Origin of the sequence: Pseudoalteromonas haloplanktis ATCC 14393 (assembly GCF_000238355.1) — a bacterium.
Classification (GTDB): domain Bacteria; phylum Pseudomonadota; class Gammaproteobacteria; order Enterobacterales; family Alteromonadaceae; genus Pseudoalteromonas; species Pseudoalteromonas haloplanktis.
Genome location: NZ_AHCA01000002.1, coordinates 323,193 through 345,714 on the forward strand (window position 1 = coordinate 323,193; position 22,522 = coordinate 345,714).

Genomic DNA, 22,522 nt, shown 5'->3' on the forward strand with positions numbered 1-22,522 from the left:
TAATTAAACAAATAAATAAGTGTCTAAGTACACATCTGACAAATAATTAATCGTCAGTTGCGACTTTTTTAGTTGCATGTGTTTGCTCGAAAATAGCTGCTATTTTCTCAGGAAGTTGACGCTCAACCTCTCTTACAGCTTCATCGATAGCAGCATGAAATGCTTTATCTGAGGCATTCCCATGGCTTTTTACGACAATACCGCGCAATCCTACCAGAGAAGCACCGTTATACTGGTCGGGGTTCACTCGTTTATAGAGTTTTTTTATTACCGGCTGTAACATAAACGCCAAGCATTTATAGAAAAAATGCTTTTGCAAGGCTTTAGTCAACTTAAACATAATGAGTTTTGCAATGCCTTCACAGGTCTTTAGCGCTACGTTACCGACAAACCCTTCACAAACGATTACATCTGACTTACCAGTGAAAATATCGCTGCCCTCACTGTAACCTATGTAGTTAAGGTAGTCACACTGCTGCATTAATTGCGCAGCTTGTTTGATGTCTTCATGGCCCTTGATGTCTTCAGAGCCTATATTTAACAAACTTACTTTTGGATTGTCGCAACCAAGTGCCTGCCCAGCAACCACAGAACCCATAATACCAAACTGGTACAAGGTTTGTGCATCACAATGTACGTTTGCTCCTAAATCGAGTAAGTAAACAGGGTTTTTCCGCTCGGTGGGCACCGCAGAGATTAATGCTGGACGCTTTACGCCGGGCAACATTTTTAACACATAGTGGGCCATGAATAACAGCGCGCCAGTATTGCCAGAGCTAACACACGCTTGCGCTTCGCCTGATTTAACTAAATCGAGGGCAACACGCATTGAAGAATCTTTTTTTGATCGCACCGCAGAAGATGGTTCACAGCTATTGGTGACAACTTCACTACAGTGGCGAATAATTAGGCGAGGATGAGAAAGAGAATCGAGGGATTCGAGTTCTTTAGATATTACTTTTTCGTTACCACATAAGATTAATCTTAAGTTGGCATTGGCATTTACCGCGTTAACGGCTGCGGGGATAGATGAACGGGGGCCATAATCGCCCCCCATCATATCTAACGCAATGGTTAGATTGGTCAGCATAAAAGCAATCTCTTATTTAGAAATTACTTGAACGCCTTTGTAGTAACCATCTGCAGTCACGTGGTGACGACGGTGAGTCTCACCAGATGTTTGGTCTACAGTTAAAGTTGGACCACTGATCGCATCGTGTGAACGGCGCATGCCGCGTCTTGCACGAGACTTCTTGCTCTTTTGTACAGCCATAGTCTTCTCCTAAGAATCTTTCTTAAGTTGTTTCAAAATATCAAATGGATTTGGTTTATCATCTTCCGCTTTTAAAACACCAAAGCTGGCAGGCTTTGCTGAATAACTGCATGAAGCTTCGTTGTGGGTAGGCACTAATGGAATTGCTAAAAGCAGTTCGTCTTCGATTAACTCAAAAACGTCTATTTCACCATTTTCATCAAGTGCTACTTCATCGTAGACTTCTGGAAGATCATCTGACTCTGCATCCAAACCGACTGGCGAATACACAAAGTCTTGATCCAAATCCAACCCTAAATCACCATTACAACGTTGACAAGTAACCGTTACGTGTGTGGACAAATTGCCGCTTATCACAACCAAACCTTGCTCATCATTCTTGCAATGAATTTTTACCGCTATTTCACCTACTTCTTCCTGGATTACTTCCCGTAAACGGGTCAGTTTCTCAAGCTGAACAATACCGTCATAACTTAAACGATGTTGGGCTGCTTTACCTGGATGAAGAGTGATGGGAATTTTCACCTTTTGCATAGGGGCTGCATCATATAGATAGTTACTTAGTTAGTCAAAGTAAAAAACCATTTTTAGCTGGTTTTTCGCGATTCATTTCTTTGTTTTAGCGACGGATCTGATTTATCCTAACTCAATCTGATTTTCATTAGGAAAGCCATCCGTGCAGCACCGTCTTATTTTAGCCTCAAGTTCACCTTTTCGTCAGGCTTTATTGCAAAAATTTAATTTACCATTCGATACCTTCTCACCAGATATTGATGAGTCACCATTAAACAATGAATCTCCAGCGCAATTAGTTACACGCTTAAGCGAATTAAAAGCGCGAGCAGCCCTAAGCCATTTTCAGCATGGCTTAGCCATTGGCTCGGATCAAGTGGCCGTATTTAATGGGCAAATATTAGGGAAACCACATACTAAAGAAAATGCCATCAAACAACTTAGCTTATTCAGTGGTAATACAGTGACCTTTTTAACCGGTTTATCTGTATATGATATTAAAAGTAACATTATAGAAACCGTTGTTGAGCCTTTCGAGGTGACATTTAAACATCTATCACTTGAACAAATTAGTGCTTATTGTGACGCAGAGCAACCCTATAACTGCGCGGGCAGTTTTAAAAGTGAAGGGCTCGGAATTTGTTTATTTGAAAAGCTCAGCGGCGACGACCCAAACAGTCTGATTGGCTTACCACTGATCAAACTCAGTCAGTTGCTGACCGAGTTTGATTTTGATGTTTTAAGCAATCAAACTAACGATTGACTAACAATGTCCTTAGTTGCTGATAGGAATCAACCGTTGCAATAGGGGTAAATTCGCTAAGCTGTTGCGCATTGTGTACCCCCATAGTCACGCCAAGGCGGTCAATATTGGCTGCTTTTGCCATCGCCATATCTATTTTAGTGTCCCCAATCATCAGCGCATCTACATGTCTAATGTTAAGCTCTACCAGCAATTGCAATAGCATATCAGGTGCAGGTTTTGACAACGCATCATCACTAGTGCGAGTTGCAACAAAGTAATCCCTAAGTTGTGTTTCATCAAGCAAACGCTCAAGCCCTGCACGACTTTTCCCCGTTGCTACAGCCAATAACACTCCTTGGTTTTTTAAAGCCGTTAAAGTGTCTACCACATCGGTAAACAATGGAGTTGGCGTAACATCAACAAATTTATACTGATGTTTATAAGCTACAATCAAATCAGTATGTACCGTGCTATGTTCAGGAAATAAACTCGCAACAGCATGCTCAAGAGACAAACCTATAATATTTTTTGTCGCCTCATCACTCGGTGCTACAACACCACAGGTTAATGCAGCTTGGCGCATACAGTTAACGATTTTAGGCACCGAGTCCATTATGGTGCCATCCCAATCAAATATGACTAATTTATATGCTGTCATGATTTAGCGGCGCGCAAGGTTTTAATGCAATTGACTAAAGCATTATCTAGTGGGGCTTCAACACGCATAGTGGTTTCGTTTTTAGGATGATAAAAACTCAAGTCATGTGCGTGTAAAAATAAGCGATTTAAACCAATTTTACGCATCGCAGCATCAAATGCTTGATTACCGTATTTATCATCACACGCAATCGCATGACCACGGCACTGAGTATGAACACGAATTTGGTGTGTACGCCCTGTAACTGGCGATGCCTGCACGAGTGAGCACTCATCAAAACGTTCCAACACTTTAAAGCGCGTATGAGACGGCTTACCTTCGGTATTATTAACACGTACTATGCGTTCACCTGATTGTAAGGTGTTTTTTAATAACCCTTCTGTAACGTTTTTATCTTTTGAATCCCACTGTCCATCAACTAGCGCCCAGTAGTTTTTTTCCATGGTTTTTTCACGTAACTGTTCATGCAAGCTGGTTAGCACTGAACGGCGTTTAGCTATCAATAAGCAACCTGAGGTGTCTCTATCTAAACGATGCACCAATTCTAAACTACGTTCATCAGGGCGAAGTACACGTAACGCTTCAATTAAGCCATAGCTTAAGCCGCTACCACCATGAACTGCCATGCCCGAAGGTTTATTAATCACCATCAAGTATTTGTCTTCAAATAAAATGGCATCTTCAAGTTTAGTAACAACATCCAGATTTTTAGGCACAAACTCTTCGCGCTCAGCTACCTTGATTGGTGGCACACGCACGATGTCGTTGAGCTGTAATTTATACACAGGTTTGATACGCTTTTTATTTACACGCACCTCGCCTTTGCGAAGAATTCGATACACAGCGCTTTTAGGCACCCCTTTTAAATGGGTTATAAGAAAGTTATCAATCCGTTGACCTAAATGGTCTTCGGTAATCGTGACGAAAGATACTTGTAAGCCGGTTTTTTCTGACATTGCCTAATCACTGATTTAAGTAAAATAATTTTAGTTGCTAACACAGTTGTAATAGTGGGATAATCACCGACGCAAATATGTATTTGCAGATAACAACGGTGCTTTTTAACACATTAAGACATTCGTGATGCACATTCTGGGTAATTGATCATACAGATCCGAGATAAGTTTTCCAAAGCTTTTATACATACCCAGTTTACACGTGCGTTCAATTAACTCCGATGCGTGTAATATATCGCCAGTTAAGTTGAGCACGAAGTGTTATTAAATGTTGATGAAAAAAGCAATTTGAACAGATAATTTGTCTGATCGTGACGGCGTACGATACGCCGTTCAGCAGATGTACTGTAAAACACCTAAGTTTATTTAATAAATGGTCGACTCTGGACAGAACTCGAATACGTCACTGTAAAAAACAGCCGATAGTTTTGACACCATAATAGAATTTAATAACGTAACATGACGTTATTGTCAGCCAGCACCATAAAGATACTTAAGGTACAAATACAGTACCAAGCTCCCCCACAGATCCAGTCGTGAGACTGTACAAAAAGAAGCGATGGAGCAACTGAACAGGCGAAAAGTTTCGTCATGTCAGCGACATAAACAGTAGAGTAACAATATGAAACGTATGCTAATCAATGCGACGCAGCAAGAAGAAATGCGCGTAGCACTGGTTGATGGCCAGCGCCTGTATGATTTAGATATCGAAAGCCCGGGTCACGAACAAAAAAAAGCCAATATTTATAAAGGCAAAATCACACGTATCGAACCGTCATTAGAAGCAGCCTTTGTTGATTACGGCGCTGACCGTCACGGATTCCTACCATTAAAAGAAATCGCCCGTACTTACTTCCCACAAGGCTATACTTTCCACGGTCGTCCAAATATTCGTGACGTGATCAAAGAAGGTCAAGAAGTCATTGTCCAAGTTGACAAAGAAGAGCGTGGCCAAAAAGGCGCAGCCCTGACCACTTTCATCAGTGTTGCCGGTAGCTACCTTGTTTTAATGCCTAACAACCCTCGTGCTGGCGGTATTTCTCGTCGTATCGAAGGTGATGAGCGTACTGAACTTAAAGAAGCATTAAGTCGCTTAGAGCTGCCTAAAGGCATGGGTTTAATCGTACGTACCGCAGGTGTTGGTAAATCGTTTGAAGAACTAAACTACGATTTAAAAGCTCTATTAGTACACTGGGATGCCATTCAACAAGCATCAGACAGCGGTAAAGCCCCCTTTTTGATTCACCAAGAAAGTAACGTAATCTTCCGCGCTATCCGCGATTATTTACGTCGTGACATTGGTGAGATCCTGATTGATAAAGCCCGTGTATTTGAAGAAGCAAAAGCACACATTGAGCGTTTTCGCCCTGACTTCATGAGCCGTGTAAAACTTTACCAAGGTGAAGTACCACTATTCACACATTATCAAATTGAAAGCCAAATTGAGTCAGCATTCCAACGCGAAGTGCGCCTTCCTTCTGGTGGTTCAATTGTGATAGACCCAACTGAAGCCTTAACTTCTATCGATATCAACTCATCAAAAGCCACTAAAGGCGGCGATATCGAAGAAACAGCGCTTAACACCAACTTAGAAGCAGCAGATGAAATTGCACGTCAATTACGCTTACGCGACTTAGGTGGTTTAATCGTTATCGACTTTATTGATATGACGCCACCGCGTCACCAGCGTGAAGTAGAAAACCGCTTAAAAGATGCGGTTCGCCCTGATCGTGCTCGAGTACAGATTGGTAAAATTTCTCGTTTTGGTTTACTTGAAATGTCACGCCAACGCCTACGCCCTTCACTTGGTGAAGCAAGCCAAGGCCCATGCCCACGTTGTAGTGGTCAAGGTACTATTCGTTCAAATGAATCGATTGCATTGTCAATCCTACGCTTAATTGAAGAAGAAGCGATTAAAGACAATACCTCACAAGTTAATGCACAAGTGCCTGTAGCAGTAGCTTCATACTTGTTAAATGAGCAACGTCGTAGCGTACACCGTATTGAAAAACGTCACAGCTGTGATGTGGTGATCATTCCAAATCAACACATGGAAACTCCTCACTACGAAGTAATTCGTTTACGTAAAGATGAGACCATTGAAGCAGCAAGCTACGAGCAAATAACAGCACCTGAACCAGAAGTATACGAAACATCTAAAGCACCAACGGTTGCAGTACGTGAAGAGCCTGTACTAAAAGGTGTGGTTATGCCATCAACACCGGCACCACAAGCTCAAGCAAAACCTGCGGCACCACAAGCTGCTGCGGTGCAACCGCAAGTAAGTTTATTTACTGCCATTGGCAATTGGTTCAAGGCTTTATTTGCAACACCTGCTGAGCAAACTGAAAATAAAGAGCAACAGCAAAAATCAGCTAACGAGTCGCGAAATAATCAGCGCCGTAATAATGATGGTGATTCTCGTCGTCGCAATAACCAGCGCCGTCGTAATAATTCACGTGGTAAATCACAAAACGAGCGAGCAGACCGTACTGCTGAAGAGACACCAGCAACAGCAAACAACGAGCAACAAGAAAGAAACGACAACCGCAATAAACGTCGTCGTAATCCTAATTCTCGTAAACGTAACGACACTCGTAACGATGACAACAAAGTTACCGCAGCAAAAACAGAGGCAAAAGCAGACGTTAAAGACACTACGCAAGCTAAAAATGTAGCTGTTGACACACCTGAGCAGAAGCCTAAAGTTCGTCGTCAACGCCGTAACTTACGTAAGAAAGTGCGCCTGCAAGATGAAAATGCACCAACCGTTGAAACAACAAACGAAACAGCTAAAGCTGAACAACAAACGGCACCTGCTGTTACTGAAAAACCAGCTAAGCCAGTTGTAGAGCAACAGGATGAAGTAAAAGCAGTCGCTGAAACAACTCCTGTAGACGCACCTGAGCAAAAAGTTGAACACACAACTTCGAGTGAGCAAACGGCACCTAGCGAACAAGACGCCACACAAACTGATGAAGAGCAAGGTCAAACACGTACACGTTCACGCCGCTCACCACGTCATTTACGTGCTGCCGGTCAGCGCCGTCGTCGCCCTGAGGGTGAAGAAGCTGCACCAACACAAGGTACACAACCGCCAGCATTTATACCGGTAGCCGACCAAGCTGCTGCTGAATATGAAGCTGAGTTAAAAGCAAAGCAAGCCGCTGAAGCTGGTGAAACAACTGTTGCTGAAGAAGTTCCTGTTGTTGCTGAACCTGCTGCCACAACTGCACCAGAAAAGGTAGTTGAAGAAGCACCTGTTGTTGCTGAACCAACTGCTGAAACTGCGCCAGAAGAAGTTGCTGAAGAAGCACCTGTTGTTGCTGAACCAACTGCTGAAACTGCACCAGAAGAAGTTGTTGAAGAAGCACCTGTTGTTGCTGAACCAACTGCTGAAACTGCACCAGAAGAAGTTGTTGAAGAAGCACCTGCTGTGACTGAACCAACTGCTGAAACTGTACCAGAAGAAGTTGTTGAAGAAGCACCTACTATTACTGAACCAGCGACTGAAACGGCACCAGAAGAAGTTGTTAAAGAAGCATCTGTTGTTGCTGAGCCAACTGCTGAAACGGCACCAGAAGAGGTTGTTGAAGAGGCATCTGTTGTTGCTGAACCAGCGACTGAAACGGCACCAGAAGAAGTTGTTGAAGAGGCATCTGTTGTTGCTGAGCCAACTGCTGAAACAGCACCAGAAGAAATCGTTGAAGAAGCATCTGTTGTTGCTGAACCAGCTATTGAAACGGCACCAGAAGAAGTCGTTGAAGAAGCGCCTGTTGTTGCTGAGCCAGCGGCTGAAACCGCACCAGTGGCAGAGAAAGAGCCTAATGCAAAACCTGTGACACACACTAAAACAGTGATCGCCTCAGGTAAAGCAAGTGCACCGATGGCCCAGCCGACTCCAGTTGCAGATAGCGACGTGTTACATACGCCAAAAGCGATGGCTCACGACAAACGTGAAGTTATTCCTGATAGTGGCTTACGTGCCGGCTCTATCAAGCCTGCGGGACGTGCAAGCGCTGCAATGACTAAAACCATGAGTGTCGAATAACACTCTTGAAATAGCTTAAAACACACTAAAAAGCCGCGTTAATGAAAATTAACGCGGCTTTTTGTTTCTCATACTCTCTTTTCTCTAATTAAGCCAAGCTTTTGGTTTATACCAATCGTGTTAAGTTACTGACCATTTATAGCGACAGATAAATACAGTGATAACAAGGCATAAATTTTGACATGTAGTTGTTCTCGGCAATTGCTCCTGCATTGCTCTACCTCCTGCATCCATGCAGTCGTACATGAAAAATTTATACGCAGCTAGCGCTTTATTTAGCCCGCTAGAATGGTTAAATATTTAAGTCGATTGGTATTAAACTGATCACATGTTTTTAAGTGATCAATGCGCCACCATTTGGGTAAATTCGAAATATAAGAATGAGGCTGCGGGATGAAACCTTTACAATTGGGTAAATCAAATGTTCCTAGTGCAAGTGCTAATGTCGGCTTATCGTCAATTGCACCTATTGTACTCCCACACTCTGAACAAAAAGCGCTACTTGAGTACTCAGATGAACGCCATAACTTTGGTGAGCCTCCAGAGCCGGTCCACTGTATTTGCTCTTTTGATAACTCAACCCAAACTTGAGTCAACGATCCTGAATGACGCTGACATTGTTTAAACCCTATTTCAGTTTCTTTTTTGGGTCAATAATTTTAATAATAGTTAAGCTAATTCACAATAAAAAGACACTATATCGCGACAAGTCTTATCCCTATTAAAATTAGCAGCGATCATTTCTACTAATATAGTTTTTTGCTAACACAGCGAAAACATACCCACCTACTGCACCAGCAATCAGTTGTGTATAGAACCCCCATCCTCTGGCACCTGCAATAATCGTGATATTCATAATTGACTCAATGGCCACTAAAGCAACTGCAAACGCCGTTACTCCAGCTATAACAAATAGTTGAATGCCATATTTAGGGTGTTTTCTATACAGCAGTCCTGTAACTGAAAATGCGAACGCAAGTGCGACGGCAATTATTGCACCATAGGTTGGTAGTAACCCGAGCCAATCATCAAGCGTTAAATTAACACGATCACTAAAGCTTATCTCTATACCCACATTAACTAATTGATTGACAACATATTGACTATGAAACAAGCTAGCAAGTGTGAATGTAAGTAACCAGGAAGCTAAAAATGAAGGCAACAAACGTGTTAAAAATGGCATGGTTATCTCAACTTAAAATGAAACGTTTTATCCACATTAGCAAAGGCGTAAGCTGTAAACAATCTATCTGTTGTATTACGCTTGTTTGGGCTTTTGCGTTTTCAGTACACGCAGGCTCAACATTACCCACAAAACAATACAGCATTGCCCCCCTCGCAACTGAGCTTAATTCTCCTTGGAGTATGGTTGAACTACCTAATGGCACTTGGTTAATCACCGAGCGTGACGGCCATGTAGTAATAGTAAAAAACAACCAGTTATCAAGAGTTAAACTGCCCCTTGAAGGATTATATGTTGCCGGCCAAGGTGGTTTACTCGATATTGTGTTATCGCCTGACTTCAATGAGTCCAATGAGATTATTTTTACCTACGCACAAGGCGAGTTAGCCACAAACCGGCTCGTAATTGCTAAAGCGACCTTTAATGGCACTGATTTTTCTCAGCCTAAAATTATTTATCGCGTTGCAACAGATAAAGACACACCACAGCATTATGCTGGCCGCGCCTTAGTATTGCCCGATAACACCTTATTATTCTCAAGTGGCGATGGCTTTGATTATCGAGAGCAAGCGCAAGTTATCACCAGCCAATTAGGTAAAGTATTACGCATTAATTTAGCTGGTAATGTGCCCAGCAATAACCCATTTAGTGATCATGAAGACCTCGCCGCTCAGGCTGTTTTTTCACTCGGCCACCGCAACACCCAAGGCCTAGTGTATGATTATGACACCCAGCAAATAGTCAGCCACGAGCATGGCCCAGCTGGTGGCGACGAACTAAATTACTTAACCGCTGGCACTAATTACGGCTGGCCTGTGATCACCAACGGAGATGATTACTCACAAGCACGTATATCACCGTTTAGAGAATACCCTGGAATGGCTAAACCAACGGTTGATTGGACGCCCTCAATCGCCCCATCAGGCATGGCGTATTATGGCTCAAAGCATTTAGCTTTTCCGTCACTACAACAGCATGTGCTAATCACTACGCTGGTCGATAAAAAACTCTACGGCGTTAATTTAGCTAACGGTGAGTTTATCCAGTCTCATATATTCCCTGAGGTTAATGGGCGTTTGCGGGATGTATTTGTGACAACAGAGGGAAATATCGCAGTGTTAACTGATGGCAAAGAGGCTAAGTTACTGCTGATAAAGCCAAAGTGATTAGGCCGGCTTAGTTTCATGTTTTACGTATGCTAAAATTAGCTTTCAAGTTAATCCTCATTCACTCCTCTTTCTCTACTCTTTTGTGCGCAAGATCTTAAATTGAATTATTCACAAAGAGATTAAGGGACCGTAGGCTCGAGGCTAGAGATCTCCGACTACCTGATTAGCTTTATTTTCCCCATACCCATCGCTTCTTTCTTAACACTTTACTTTTACTTGTAAGAAAAAAAGGAAAAAACTCATACATAAAAGGCACTTCATCTGGTATTTTTTCAGGTAAAGCATCTTGCATTTTATGTAACCTAAGCACTTGAATTCGCAGCAAATGATAGAATGGATATAAGAGACTAACAATAGACCAATTAACATGATAACTAGCTTTTTCAGTTGCCTGAAAAAGATAATAAAAATCACATCCAGAAATCCATTCCCCATTTAGATTTTGTTGCCAGTTATTCACATCACCATATTTAAGGGCATCGTCTTGCAATTTTTCACGAATATCATTTCTTAAGCCCCAAATATGATATTCAATGACTGATAACCATTGCCCTACAGGGTCTTTATTTTTATTTTTAGACGTTAATTCATCTAGGTTATAATATCGAGAGCCTTTAGCAAAATCTGACAAGACAATAAGCATTTCATTTTGAACTTCATTAAGTTTCATATCATTCGATAGTTGATATTTAGAAGCTAGCTTTTCACAAGTAGTGTACAGCTCCAGGATATTGTGACCAAAACCTTTAAGTTGATTATTAGTTGGATTCTTTAGTTGGTTCTCAATTTTGTGTTCGAGCAATACAACTATTTTCATTAGCCTTTCAAAGCCAGTAGCTAATTCAAAAAGTCCAGAATAAAATAAGCCTCTGTGCGCATCATCTATATTTGCTCTTCTTAGAGAGTTAAGTCCACCGAGTAGGCTAGACATTGTTAAATGCCCTTCTTGAACAAGTAACTGATAATTTTTTTCGAATATCAAGAACAACCTCCATGTAAGCCTAACATTTTATTGAACAACACTTTGGTGGTTATAACCCCCCAAAACGGCGTATATTACATAGCTTCATAATTCCACTAAACACCTCCAATGTAAATATACAATTACGTATGCTGTAAAACTACCATGGTTAAAAACACCAAAACGACTTTTAACGTAGAATCATATACTTAAACCATTTAACAAACTCGCAAAATGTAGGGCAAGGCACGTGAACACAGGCATTAAATGTGCTAATTTACCTATATAAATTAACGCGCTAAAGCACGACCTACAGATGAGCTTGACCCGATCATGGCTAAAGACGATTCCTACACGATGAATTGCACACCGAGTTAATCTCATAACTCATTATTTCTGTGCTTATACTCTGAACCTTGAATCTATGACCTTAATTCATAATAAAAAAGCCGCTGTTCGTTACAAACAGCGGCTTCTCTTAAAGCTTAAAACTTACAGCTCCAAAGAACTTATTTAATCACTTCAAGTCCGTTCATATAGGGACGAAGTACTTCTGGTACTACAACTGAGCCGTCGGCTTGTTGGTAGTTTTCTAAAATCGCAACCAGTGTACGGCCAACCGCTAAACCTGAACCATTGAGTGTATGTAATAACTCTGGTTTTTTCTCACCAGCACGGCGAAAGCGTGCTTGCATACGACGTGCTTGGAAGTCGACCATGTTTGAACATGATGAAATCTCACGGTAGGTATTTTGCGCTGGTAACCAGACTTCTAAATCGTAGGTTTTAGCAGAGCCAAAGCCCATGTCGCCCATGCATAAAATCACTTTACGGTATGGCAGTTCTAACGCTTGTAAGATTTGCTCAGCGTGACCTGTTAGCTCTTCCAATGCTTGCATTGAATCTTCTGGTTTTACAAGTTGTACAAGCTCTACTTTATCAAACTGGTGCTGACGGATAAGACCACGGGTATCACGGCCGTAACTGCCCGCTTCACTTCTAAAACATGGCGTGTGCGCGGTTAAACGAATGGGTAAGTCTTTTTCATCATAGATTTCGTCACGAGCACTGTTGGTCAGTGGTACTTCTGCTGTTGGAATTAAGCTAAAGCCTTCTTGCTCTTCGCCGTCATCGTTCACTAACCCTTTGGTGTGGAATAAATCTTCAGCAAACTTAGGTAACTGACCTGTGCCATATAGGCTGTCGCGATTTACTAAGTACGGTACGTACATTTCTGTGTAGCCGTTTTTGTCTGTGTGCGTGTCTAGCATAAATTGTACTAGCGCACGATGCATGCGTGCTGTTGCACCACGCATTACTGTAAAGCGAGAACCGGTGATTTTAACACCCATTTCAAAATCAAGGCCGTTTAAGTCCTGACCTAAATCAACGTGATCTTTTACTGCAAAATCATATTTTTTAGGCTCGCCCCATGTTGAAATTTCAACATTTTCTGACTCGTCCGCACCTGCTGGTACTGATTCATCGGGTAAATTAGGGATCGCTAAAGAGATTTGCTTAAGCTGCTCTAATATTTCATCTTGTTCAGCTTTAACGCTATCAAGTTGGGCGCCTAAGTTACTTACCGCGTCTAATAACGGTTGTGCATCTTCGCCTTTTGCTTTTGCTTGGCCAATCGCTTTGGAGCTGCTGTTACGCTCACTTTGTAATTCTTGTGTTTTTACTTGTAGTGTTTTGCGTTTTTCTTCAAGTGCGCTGACAGTCGCAGTATCTAGCTCGTAACCACGTGCAGCTAAGCGCGCCGCTGTTTGCTCGAGATCTTGACGTAATAATTTAGAATCTAACATGTTAGTTTTTTAACCTTTTTGCATTACCAGCTGAAGGCCCAGCCAAGCCATAAAAATACACACCGTCACATTTAAGACGATATTGAGGGCCATTTTAAAAAAGTGACCTTGTTGTAATAACAACAACGAATCCATTGAAAATGTCGAAAAGGTGGTCAAAGCACCTAAAAAGCCAATTCCTATAAGGGTTTTAGCGGGGCTTGCGGTGATAATTTCACGCTCTATCAAACCGTACAATATGCCCATCAACAATGAACCAAGAATATTAACTGCCAACGTGCCAAAAGGGAATCCCCTGCCCAGTAGTTTTAGCATGGTTTCGCTAATAAAAAACCGTAAGCAGGCACCGGATGCTCCCCCTGCGGCAATCATGAGGTAAATCTTAAGGCTTGTCATAGCGTTTTATGTCACTGTGTTGATCGCGCTCTTTAAGATAGTCGAGCTTTTGTTTAATTTTTTGCTCTAAACCACGTTCAGTCGGAAAGTAATAACGTTTATCGGCAATTTGCTCAGGGAAATAGTTTTCGCCTGCGGCAAACGCACCTTCTTCATTGTGGGCATAGCGATATTCAGCGCCATAGCCCAAGTCTTTCATCAAATTGGTAGGCGCATTGCGTAAATGCTCAGGCACCGGGTAGCTCGGCTCATTTTGCGCATCCAGCTTGGCTTGGTTAAACGCCGCATACACAGCATTACTCTTGGGTGCACTGGCTAAGTAAATAGTTGCTTGGGCAATGGCTCGCTCGCCTTCTGAAGGCCCTACTCGTTGGAATATATCCCACGCGTTTAGCGCCACTTCCATTGCTCGAGGATCTGCATTGCCTATGTCTTCTGTGGCTATCGCCAATAACCGCCTTGCAACATAGAGAGGATCGCCACCACCGGCTAAAATACGGCAATACCAATACAAAGCACCATCTGGTGAGCTACCACGCACAGACTTATGAAAAGCTGAGATCAAATCGTAAAACTCATCACCGCCTTTGTCATATTTCGCTAAGTGAGTTGGCAGTACTTGGCTAAGTACGTGTTCATCAACCAGATACTGGCCGTTTTTCTCAATCGTTAAGTCAATCGCTTGTTCAAGTAGGTTGAGAACTTTACGGGCATCCCCATCACTGGCTTGGCACAGCGCTTTTTTAGCGTTGTCAGCAAGCACTATGGTTTTATCTTTTAGTTCGGCATCATGTACTAGAGCACGTTCAATAACATTGTGAAGATCAACTTCTTGTAGCGATTTAAGCACATACACACGAGCGCGGGATAAAATTGCGTTATTAAGCGCAAACGATGGGTTTTCGGTGGTGGCGCCTACAAATATAAAGGTGCCATCTTCAATATGCGGTAAAAAGGCATCTTGCTGAGATTTATTGAAGCGATGTACTTCATCAACAAACAATAACGTACGTTGTCCACGCCCTTCAAGGTTATTACGCGCTTCACTCACCGCATCACGAATATCTTTAATACCTGCGGTAACTGCTGACATTTGGATCAGTGCAGCATCAGCGTGATTAGCTATAATTTGCGCTAAGGTGGTTTTACCAACACCTGGCGGCCCCCATAAAATAAGGCTATGGCACCGCCCTGCTAAAATGGCTTGGTAGAGTGGTTTATCTTGGCTTAATAAATGTTGCTGGCCAATATATTCATCTAAACTGGTTGGTCGCATGCGCGCCGCAAGTGGGCGCACATCAGGGCCAAAATTAAAGCCTAAATTACTCACTGAAATTATTCGCCTTGGCTTTGGTCATCTATTTCAACACCTTCAGGAATACTAAAGTCAAAGGTTGAATCAGCTAAACTTTCGTTTACTTTGGCATCACTAAACGTAAAGGTTGATGATTGTCCTGAACTGTCTTTGACTAATAGTTGTGCTAGGCCTGTTTGATCTTTTGCAAATACAATGTCTAGTTGTTCAACTTGGCTTTCAACGCCTTGGTTAGGAGTGACACTAAAACCCGCCGCGGTGGCTGTTACTTGATACTTTTGCCACTGCGCAGGATCTTTAGACGTGAGTAATACAAACGGTGTTGAATCAATCAAGCTGTGCGTATTCATAATCGTAACTTGCTCTGCGAAGCTGTCAAAGTAATACGTTTTATCGCCATTTGAGACAAATAAAGTGTCATCGGGGCTAGCTTGCTGCCAACGGATCATCATTGGCTGTTGTAAAGCAATCGTGCCCTTACCTTGCATTATTGACTGACCTTGGTCGTCATTCACTTGCTGCTCAAATTGTGCTTGAAAGCTTTTTAATCCAGCAAGTTTGTCTTGTAATGCTTGGCTGTCGTCTGCATAGACAGAGGCTGATAACAGACAGCTGATCGCCATAGCTAAATAGTTAATTTTTTTCATTTAATTTGCTCCACCATTGGGCACTAATACATCACGGGCACCATTATGACCTGGTGCGCTCACAATACCCGACGTTTCCATTTGTTCAACCAACCGCGCTGCACGGTTATAACCAACACGCAATTTACGCTGTACACTTGAAACCGATACTTTACCTGTTTCAATTACAAATGAAACAGCCTCATCATACAGGGGATCTGATTCTTCATCTGCGTTTTCGCTCGCTTCACCCGGAAGTAATATCTCTTCCGTCGCATCGCCATTAAGAATTTCGTCTATATAATTTGGTTTGCCGCGTTTTTTCCAATCATCAACAACGGCATGAACTTCATGATCATCCACAAACGCGCCATGAACACGCACCGGTACGCTAGTACCTGGCGGTAAATACAACATATCACCCATGCCTAATAGATTTTCGGCACCTTGTTGATCCAATATAGTGCGTGAGTCAATTTTACTTGAAACCTGAAACGCCATCCGTGTTGGTATATTTGCTTTTATTAAGCCAGTGATAACGTCCACCGATGGACGCTGCGTAGCCAGTATTAAATGAATACCAGCGGCACGGGCTTTTTGCGCGATACGTGCAATCAGCTCTTCAACTTTTTTACCAACAATCATCATCATGTCAGCAAATTCATCAATAACGACAACAATACTTGGTAGTTTTCCTAGCTCATCTGGGCCGTCTTTCATACCATCGGTGTCTTTGAATAATGGATCTAAAATCGGGTAACCCGCTTCTTTAGCTTCCATTACTTTTTGGTTATAGCCTTTTAAGTTACGTACACCAAGAGCCGACATTAGCTTGTAACGACGTTCCATCTCGCCGACACACCAACGCAGTGCATTAGCGGCTTCTTTCATATCAGTGACCACTTCACACAACAAATGTGGGATACCTTCGTATACTGAAAGCTCCAACATTTTTGGATCTATCATGATCATCCGTACATCATCAGGGCCAGATTTATATAGCAAGCTTAATATCATCACATTAACGCCCACTGACTTACCTGAACCGGTTGTACCCGCTACCAATAAGTGGGGCATTTTACCTAAGTCAGCACAAATTGGCTCACCGGCAATGTCTTTACCCAATACCATGGTTAAAGGTGATGGGTTTTGCTCAAACTTAGGTGCATCTATCACTTCTGATAAACGTACTATTTCACGGTGTTTATTTGGCAGCTCAATACCTACGTACGTTTTACCTGGGATCACTTCCACTACGCGCACACTGACCGCAGATAGCGATCGAGCCAGATCTTTCGCAAGCCCAGTAATTTTAGACACTTTAATACCTGGCGCTAAATCAAGCTCAAAACGAGTAACAACAGGACCAGGATAAACACCTACAACGGCCGCTTGAACGTTAAAATCAAGCAACTTGGTTTCAACTAAACGCGAGACTGCTTCAAGTTCTTCTGGAGAAATTGGGTTTTTCGCTTTGTCTGGCCTATCAAGTAAATCAAGTGTTGGCATCGGTGTACTTGGTGGCTGTTCTTCTAATAATTGCTCAAACTTTTCTTTTGCTGTTGGCGGCGGTTGATAAGTGCTCTTAGGCTTTGGCATCGGTCGCGCTGGAGAGACAACGGTTGTAACTGGTTTTTCTGGCTCGGCAACATAACTTTGATCCAGTGCATTTAAAGCTGCTGCGGTATCCATTGGCTCATCATCAATAGCACTGAAATTAATCTCTTGATCGAGAATATCATCTAGGTCATCAAATGCTGGATGTGAGTCTTGATAATCGGAGGCTGTGTTCGTATTGCTCGTTGCTACTTTACTTGTTTCAGTAAAGTGAATCGACGGAGTCTCTTTTGCGGCTTTTGGTTCATCAATTACAGGCTGCTCAGTGGTTACAGTTGTATTTGCTGCGCGTTCACGCTGCAACCATGCTTGCAGATTATCAACCATAAAATGATAGCTACGCATAATCCAATCGCCAATGAAGTCAACAAATTGCACCCAAGACACACCAGTTAACAAGGTTAAACCAGCAAAGAAGAAGCACAATAATAAAATAGACGTACCCGTAAAATTAAATGCCGGCATCATGGCTGAGGCGATTACATCCCCTACTACCCCACCGGAAGAAAAATTATAAATATCATCGAAATTAATACTGCTGATAGCAGTTGCTGAGGTAATAAATAACGCAAAGCCTATTACACGTAATGATAAGGTTGTGTAATCAAGCTGAAATATCTTATGCGGTTGCTTAAATAATAAATAGCCAAAGATTTGGATTGCAGCCGGCACTAAATAAGCCAGCCAACCAAATGTAAGTAATAAAATATCAGCAATCCACGCGCCAGCGGCCCCAGTTATGTTTCTTACATTCTCATAACCTGTTTGCGACCAACTAGGATCTGCGGGATCAAAGCTTATCAATGCACACAAAATAAATATGGCGGCAAAGGTGCTGATTATCAAACCGGTTTCTAATAGTCTTTGTACACCGTTTAGGCGCATAACTCGCTATTCCTCATTTTCTTTGTACTTCTTTGTACTCTTTTGTTAGCAATGGAATACCTTAGCAGGAAATACTTTTTGTTGCACTTTATCTTATACGCTAACTGCTTACTTGATTATGAACGAGTTTTTATCATTCGCGCATGTATCAATAATACAACTTATACCAATCGTGTTAAGTTACTGACCATTTATAGCGACAGATAAATGGAGTGATAACAAGGCATAAATTTTGACATGTAGTTGTTCTACATGAAAATTTATAACGCAGTTAGCGCTTTATTTAGCCCGCTAGAATGGTTAAATATTTAAGTCGATTGGTATTAAGTCGTTACTAAAAAATGGCGCATAGTTCAGCCGATGTAAGGGCGAATAATCACCCCTTGCTCTCCTTTTACTTCTTCCATTACTACATATGTACGGCTTTCGCTCACATTTGGCAGCTTTAATAAAATGTCGCCTAGTACACCACGATACTCAGACATATCATTTACCCGCGTTTTCAATAAAAAGTCAAAATTACCCGACACTAAATGGCATTCAATAATTTCATCGTGCTTTTTAACTGCGGCGCTAAATTCATCAAATACGTCTGGTGATGTTTTAGTTATAGTGACTTCAACATACACAGAGAGACCTTGACCAAGCTTAGCTGGGTCAACCACGGCTTTATAACCTACAATGTAGCCCTCTCGTTCAAGCTTTTTCACACGCTCTAAACAAGGGGTCGCACTTAATCCTACTCGTCGGGCCAGTTCGACATTTGAAACTCGGCCATCGTGTTGTAATTCCATCAAAATCTTACGGTCAATACGGTCTAATAACTCATGCATAGGCGCAACTAGTTTTTTATACTATTTAAATCACATTTGCAGATTATATCACTAGCATACCAATTAAAAAAGGTGAGACACACTGGCTTGTCATGAATATAATAGTGAAAAATTTTATCCCGTTCTAACAAGGCGAAATTATGATTATTGGTGTACCTAAAGAAATAAAAAACCATGAGTACCGTGTAGGTATGGTTCCTGCGAGTGTTCGTGAATTAGTGAACCACGGCCATCAAGTATTTGTTGAAACTGATGCAGGTATGGGTATCGGCTTTACTAACGAAGACTACATTCAAGCAGGTGCAGAAGTGTTAGCAACAGCTGCTGATGTATTCGCTAAAGCTGAAATGATCGTAAAAGTAAAAGAACCACAAGCTGTTGAACGTGCAATGCTTCGTGAAGACCAAATTCTTTTCACTTATTTACACCTTGCACCTGATCTTCCACAAACTGAAGATCTAGTGAAAAGTGGCGCAGTATGTATTGCTTACGAAACGGTGACTGATTCACGCGGTGGTTTACCACTACTTGCACCAATGAGTGAAGTTGCTGGTCGTATGTCTATTCAAGCAGGCGCACAAGCCCTTGAAAAGTCTAACCACGGCCGTGGCATGTTACTTGGCGGCGTACCTGGTGTAGAGCCTGCTAAAGTTGTAGTGATCGGTGGCGGCATGGTTGGTCGTAGTGCTGCGCAAATGGCTGTTGGCCTAGGTGCTGATGTCGTTGTGCTTGATCGTAACATCGACGTATTACGCGCACTTGACGCACAGTTTGGTAATAAAGTAAAAGCAATTTACTCTACTGCAGATGCGCTTGAAAAACACGTACTTGAAGCTGATTTAGTTATCGGTGGTGTACTTATTCCTGGTGCTGCAGCGCCTAAGCTTGTTACTGCTGAACACATTAAAGCAATGAAGCCTGGCTCTGCAATTGTTGACGTTGCAATTGACCAAGGTGGTTGTATCGCAACTTCTAAAGCAACCACGCACGCAGATCCGACTTTCATCGTTGATGACGTTGTGCACTACTGTGTAGCTAACATGCCTGGTGCAGTGCCACGCACATCTACGTTTGCACTTAACAATGCAACACTGCCTTTCATCATTAACCTTGCGAACAAAGGTTACAAGAAGGCATTACTTGATGACGCTAACTTCCTTAAAGGTCTTAACGTGATCAAAGGTCAAGTTACTTATAAAGAAGTAGCTGAAGCGTTCAACATGCCATACGTTGATCCACGTACTGCTGTTGAAAACGCATAAAACTAGCGTTTCGAATAACAAAAAGCCTGTGAGTTTTGCTCACAGGCTTTTTTTATATCATTAAAAATGAATTTATAGCCTACACTGCGGGTTTTTACCTGCAGCTTTTGCAGCTTGCTGCTCATTCAATGCTTCTGGTAGTTTTGCTTGTAACTCTTTAATTCGATTACCAGGTGCAGGATGAGTAGACATAAACTCAGGCGTACCACTACTGCCCGCTTTGCTCATATTTTGCCAAAGAGTGACCGACTCTTTTGGATTAAATCCCGCTTTTGCCATTAGATCTAAGCCGACTTCATCAGCCTCAGATTCATGCGAACGGCTAAATGGTAAAATTACACCGTACTGAGCGCCTAAACCCAGTCCTTGCATAATTTCATTACGGTATTGCACATTGCCCATTTCAAGCGCCACACTGCCCGCTTGCATACCTGTTTGTAACAGTGAACTTTGTGAAACACGCTCATTAGAATGCTCAGCGATAACATGGCCTACTTCATGACCAATAACAGTGGCGAGTTGATCTTGGTTTTCAGCGACTTTTAATAACCCTGTATGCACACCAATATAACCACCTGGCAGTGCAAATGCATTCGCAGAATCTTCTTCAAACACAACGACTTCCCAAGCTTGGCTTGCATATTGTTGTGGCAATACTGCAATTACATCATCAGCAATACATTTTACATAAGCATTAACTGCGGGATCATTATTAATTTTTTGATTCTTTTTCATGTCAGCAAAACTTTGCTGGCCCATTTGACTCATTTCTTGATCAGAATAAAGTGCAATTTGCGTACGCCCTGTAGGTGATGTTTTACACCCCACTAATACTGCAGTGGCAAGCACAGCCAAAACTAATTTTTTCATTGGATTCCCTCAACTAACATTTAATTACTCCTAGAATAGCAAACCACTGTGCGATTGAACATATTGCAATAACAGCTAAACGCAGAAGTCATGTTATTTATATGTTAAAGATGATAGTTAGCGTGCAAACTAAGTACCCAAGGGTCTTTAGCGCTGTTACAATATAAGTCTCTTTTTATTTAATGGGTGAATCATGCAAGACTCGGTCTCTTTGAATAAACGCATTCTGTTACCATTACTTGCCAGCATTGTAGCAATTACGCCTTTGGCAATTGATATGTACTTACCTGCAATGTTAGTTATTGCTAATGATCTCAATACCACTATGCCCAACGTACAAATATCGTTGAGTTTGTATTTAGCAGGTTATGCTTTAGGCATGTTATTTTTTGGTCCAATTGCCGACCAAATTGGTCGTCGTGTACTCACCAAAGCTGGCTTGGCATTATTTGGTTTAAGCTCTGTCGCATTGGCTTTTTGTAATGATATTCATCTATTTTGGGCGCTTAGGGCTGTTCAAGCGTTCACTGGTGCCGCTGCAACTGTTGTGGTGCCGGGAATAATTCGCCATATTTACAAACAAGATACCGCTAAAGGTATGTCTTATGTATCAATGATCATGATGGTTGCGCCTTTAGTCGCGCCCACCGTGGGCTCTATGATCATGGGGTTATCACATTGGCAAACTATCTTTTTAGTACTGGCTAGTTACAGCTTTATGATCCTAGCACTTGTGCAAGTTTACCTGATCGATATTCCCATTTTTAAAAGCCCACTAAAAGGCTTTGCGCTATTTTTTGATAGTTATAAAACGGTGTTTAAAAATAAAGATACCCGTGCAGATATTGCCAGTTCGATGTTTGTTTCATTTGGTTTTTTCTGCTTTTTAACCGCAGTACCATTTGTATACCTTGATTACTTTAAAGTGTCAGAGCAGTTATTTGGGATTTTATTCGCATTTAACGTATTAGCGCTAATGTTCGGTAACTTTTTAAATACCCGACTAGTGCCAAGGGTCGGTTCTCGAAAAATGCTCTATTATGGTTTAGCCGTTGGCTTTGTAGCTGGTGCTGCGTTACTCACATTTAGTCTATTACACCTATCTCTGTTTTTTATTGTTGCTGCAATTGCGCCACTAATGATGAGCTTAGGGGTAACGGCAAGTAATGCCGATGCACTGATCTTAATGCAATTTGCAGAACGTTCAGGAACTGCTACAGCAGTTATTGGTACTTTACGTTTTGGTAGCGGCGCATTAGTAGGACCTATATTAGCGTTAATGCATGCACAAAGTGCAGTTCCGTTCTCAAGTTTAATGTTCAGTGCCTTAGTACTTACACTAATTGCTCAGCTTTGGCACCGCGCCAGAAACAAAAAAAATGCCCGTTGTTAACGGGCATT

20 protein-coding genes are annotated in these 22,522 nt (G+C 42.0%); 5 read left to right on the forward strand and 15 right to left on the reverse strand.

The features are described 5' to 3' along the window. Positions 1-46: 46 nt before the first annotated feature. From plsX to yceD, 3 genes are read right to left on the reverse strand one after another with little or no spacing between them, the layout of a single operon-like run. Positions 47-1,090 carry a phosphate acyltransferase PlsX gene (gene plsX, locus PHAL_RS0105620; protein WP_016707443.1) on the reverse strand — a complete coding sequence of 348 codons (1,044 nt, stop codon included), beginning with the start codon at positions 1,088-1,090 and terminating at the stop codon, positions 47-49. Positions 1,091-1,102: 12 nt separating this feature from the next. Continuing rightward, positions 1,103-1,273, reverse strand: coding sequence for a 50S ribosomal protein L32 (gene rpmF / locus PHAL_RS0105625; protein ID WP_002962381.1), 171 nt, complete (start codon positions 1,271-1,273; stop codon positions 1,103-1,105). A gap of 9 nt (positions 1,274-1,282) precedes the next feature. Further along, entirely contained in the window at positions 1,283-1,807 is a 525-nt protein-coding gene (gene yceD / locus PHAL_RS0105630; RefSeq protein ID WP_016707444.1) for a 23S rRNA accumulation protein YceD, read from the reverse strand. A gap of 142 nt (positions 1,808-1,949) precedes the next feature. Between yceD and PHAL_RS0105635 the strand changes: the two genes are divergently transcribed. Then, positions 1,950-2,549, forward strand: a complete 600-nt coding sequence (locus PHAL_RS0105635; RefSeq protein WP_016707445.1) for a Maf family protein — start codon at positions 1,950-1,952, stop codon at positions 2,547-2,549. On the opposite strand, the gene PHAL_RS0105640 is transcribed toward PHAL_RS0105635, so the two are convergent. Continuing rightward, complete coding sequence (locus PHAL_RS0105640; RefSeq protein ID WP_016707446.1) at positions 2,539-3,189, reverse strand: HAD-IA family hydrolase; 651 nt, start codon at positions 3,187-3,189, stop codon at positions 2,539-2,541. The two genes, PHAL_RS0105635 and PHAL_RS0105640, sit on opposite strands and share 11 nt — an antisense overlap. After that, positions 3,186-4,145 carry a 23S rRNA pseudouridine(955/2504/2580) synthase RluC gene (rluC, locus tag PHAL_RS0105645; RefSeq protein WP_016707447.1) on the reverse strand — a complete coding sequence of 320 codons (960 nt, stop codon included), beginning with the start codon at positions 4,143-4,145 and terminating at the stop codon, positions 3,186-3,188. The genes PHAL_RS0105640 and rluC overlap by 4 nt, the downstream gene beginning before the upstream one ends. 622 nt (positions 4,146-4,767) lie before the next feature. On the opposite strand from rluC, the gene rne reads away from it, so the two are divergent. Further along, complete coding sequence (gene rne, locus PHAL_RS0105650) at positions 4,768-8,196, forward strand: ribonuclease E (RefSeq protein ID WP_016707448.1); 3,429 nt, start codon at positions 4,768-4,770, stop codon at positions 8,194-8,196. A gap of 275 nt (positions 8,197-8,471) precedes the next feature. Here rne and PHAL_RS23760 read toward each other — a convergent pair whose 3' ends face one another. After that, positions 8,472-8,792, reverse strand: coding sequence for a hypothetical protein (locus PHAL_RS23760; protein WP_232321861.1), 321 nt, complete (start codon positions 8,790-8,792; stop codon positions 8,472-8,474). A 131-nt stretch (positions 8,793-8,923) separates the two neighbouring features. After that, the gene (locus PHAL_RS0105660; RefSeq protein WP_016707450.1) at positions 8,924-9,379 is read right to left on the reverse strand and encodes a hypothetical protein; all 456 of its coding nucleotides are present in this window, start codon (positions 9,377-9,379) and stop codon (positions 8,924-8,926) included. Here PHAL_RS0105660 and PHAL_RS0105665 point away from each other — a divergent pair. Then, the gene (locus tag PHAL_RS0105665; protein ID WP_029216039.1) at positions 9,364-10,545 is read left to right on the forward strand and encodes a PQQ-dependent sugar dehydrogenase; all 1,182 of its coding nucleotides are present in this window, start codon (positions 9,364-9,366) and stop codon (positions 10,543-10,545) included. The two genes, PHAL_RS0105660 and PHAL_RS0105665, sit on opposite strands and share 16 nt — an antisense overlap. Before the next feature lie 172 nt (positions 10,546-10,717). Here the strand turns inward: PHAL_RS0105665 and PHAL_RS0105670 are convergent, their stop codons facing one another. The 7 genes from PHAL_RS0105670 to lrp form a co-directional block, all read right to left on the reverse strand. Beyond that, complete coding sequence (locus tag PHAL_RS0105670; RefSeq protein ID WP_016707452.1) at positions 10,718-11,530, reverse strand: hypothetical protein; 813 nt, start codon at positions 11,528-11,530, stop codon at positions 10,718-10,720. Positions 11,531-12,018: 488 nt separating this feature from the next. Continuing rightward, positions 12,019-13,317, reverse strand: a complete 1,299-nt coding sequence (gene serS, locus PHAL_RS0105675; protein ID WP_016707453.1) for a serine--tRNA ligase — start codon at positions 13,315-13,317, stop codon at positions 12,019-12,021. A gap of 9 nt (positions 13,318-13,326) precedes the next feature. After that, positions 13,327-13,713 carry a fluoride efflux transporter CrcB gene (crcB, locus tag PHAL_RS0105680; protein WP_029216040.1) on the reverse strand — a complete coding sequence of 129 codons (387 nt, stop codon included), beginning with the start codon at positions 13,711-13,713 and terminating at the stop codon, positions 13,327-13,329. Beyond that, the gene (locus tag PHAL_RS0105685) at positions 13,700-15,043 is read right to left on the reverse strand and encodes a replication-associated recombination protein A (RefSeq protein ID WP_016707455.1); all 1,344 of its coding nucleotides are present in this window, start codon (positions 15,041-15,043) and stop codon (positions 13,700-13,702) included. Before PHAL_RS0105685 ends, crcB begins: the two co-directional genes overlap by 14 nt. A 5-nt stretch (positions 15,044-15,048) precedes the next feature. Further along, on the reverse strand, positions 15,049-15,675 hold the full coding sequence (gene lolA / locus PHAL_RS0105690; protein WP_016707456.1) for an outer membrane lipoprotein chaperone LolA: 627 nt from the start codon (positions 15,673-15,675) through the stop codon (positions 15,049-15,051). Next, positions 15,676-18,156 carry a DNA translocase FtsK gene (locus tag PHAL_RS0105695; protein WP_016707457.1) on the reverse strand — a complete coding sequence of 827 codons (2,481 nt, stop codon included), beginning with the start codon at positions 18,154-18,156 and terminating at the stop codon, positions 15,676-15,678. It lies immediately after the preceding gene. A 353-nt stretch (positions 18,157-18,509) separates the two neighbouring features. Next, complete coding sequence (gene lrp, locus PHAL_RS0105700) at positions 18,510-18,989, reverse strand: leucine-responsive transcriptional regulator Lrp (RefSeq protein WP_016707458.1); 480 nt, start codon at positions 18,987-18,989, stop codon at positions 18,510-18,512. A gap of 140 nt (positions 18,990-19,129) precedes the next feature. Here lrp and ald point away from each other — a divergent pair, with 140 nt between their 5' ends. Then, positions 19,130-20,251 (forward strand): alanine dehydrogenase, encoded by a 1,122-nt coding sequence (gene ald, locus PHAL_RS0105705; protein WP_016707459.1) that lies wholly within the window; start codon positions 19,130-19,132, stop codon positions 20,249-20,251. A gap of 72 nt (positions 20,252-20,323) precedes the next feature. Here the strand turns inward: ald and PHAL_RS0105710 are convergent, their stop codons facing one another. Beyond that, positions 20,324-21,121: a M48 family metallopeptidase gene (locus PHAL_RS0105710; RefSeq protein WP_016707460.1), complete on the reverse strand. Its 798-nt coding sequence runs from the start codon at positions 21,119-21,121 to the stop codon at positions 20,324-20,326. A 193-nt stretch (positions 21,122-21,314) separates the two neighbouring features. On the opposite strand from PHAL_RS0105710, the gene PHAL_RS0105715 reads away from it, so the two are divergent. After that, entirely contained in the window at positions 21,315-22,514 is a 1,200-nt protein-coding gene (locus tag PHAL_RS0105715) for a Bcr/CflA family efflux MFS transporter (protein WP_016707461.1), read from the forward strand. Positions 22,515-22,522: the final 8 nt, after the last annotated feature.

What these genes read in the sequence shown, in the direction of transcription:
- lrp (WP_016707458.1), bottom strand. Translation starts at nt 18,989, where the DNA reads ATGCATGAGTTATTAGACCGTATTGACCGTAAGATTTTGATGGAATTA.
- ald (WP_016707459.1), top strand. Translation starts at nt 19,130, where the DNA reads ATGATTATTGGTGTACCTAAAGAAATAAAAAACCATGAGTACCGTGTA.
- PHAL_RS0105660 (WP_016707450.1), bottom strand. Translation starts at nt 9,379, where the DNA reads ATGCCATTTTTAACACGTTTGTTGCCTTCATTTTTAGCTTCCTGGTTA.
- PHAL_RS0105640 (WP_016707446.1), bottom strand. Translation starts at nt 3,189, where the DNA reads ATGACAGCATATAAATTAGTCATATTTGATTGGGATGGCACCATAATG.
- lolA (WP_016707456.1), bottom strand. Translation starts at nt 15,675, where the DNA reads ATGAAAAAAATTAACTATTTAGCTATGGCGATCAGCTGTCTGTTATCA.
- crcB (WP_029216040.1), bottom strand. Translation starts at nt 13,713, where the DNA reads ATGACAAGCCTTAAGATTTACCTCATGATTGCCGCAGGGGGAGCATCC.
- plsX (WP_016707443.1), bottom strand. Translation starts at nt 1,090, where the DNA reads ATGCTGACCAATCTAACCATTGCGTTAGATATGATGGGGGGCGATTAT.
- serS (WP_016707453.1), bottom strand. Translation starts at nt 13,317, where the DNA reads ATGTTAGATTCTAAATTATTACGTCAAGATCTCGAGCAAACAGCGGCG.
- rpmF (WP_002962381.1), bottom strand. Translation starts at nt 1,273, where the DNA reads ATGGCTGTACAAAAGAGCAAGAAGTCTCGTGCAAGACGCGGCATGCGC.
- rne (WP_016707448.1), top strand. Translation starts at nt 4,768, where the DNA reads ATGAAACGTATGCTAATCAATGCGACGCAGCAAGAAGAAATGCGCGTA.
- PHAL_RS0105710 (WP_016707460.1), bottom strand. Translation starts at nt 21,121, where the DNA reads ATGAAAAAATTAGTTTTGGCTGTGCTTGCCACTGCAGTATTAGTGGGG.
- PHAL_RS0105695 (WP_016707457.1), bottom strand. Translation starts at nt 18,156, where the DNA reads ATGCGCCTAAACGGTGTACAAAGACTATTAGAAACCGGTTTGATAATC.
- rluC (WP_016707447.1), bottom strand. Translation starts at nt 4,145, where the DNA reads ATGTCAGAAAAAACCGGCTTACAAGTATCTTTCGTCACGATTACCGAA.
- yceD (WP_016707444.1), bottom strand. Translation starts at nt 1,807, where the DNA reads ATGCAAAAGGTGAAAATTCCCATCACTCTTCATCCAGGTAAAGCAGCC.
- PHAL_RS0105715 (WP_016707461.1), top strand. Translation starts at nt 21,315, where the DNA reads ATGCAAGACTCGGTCTCTTTGAATAAACGCATTCTGTTACCATTACTT.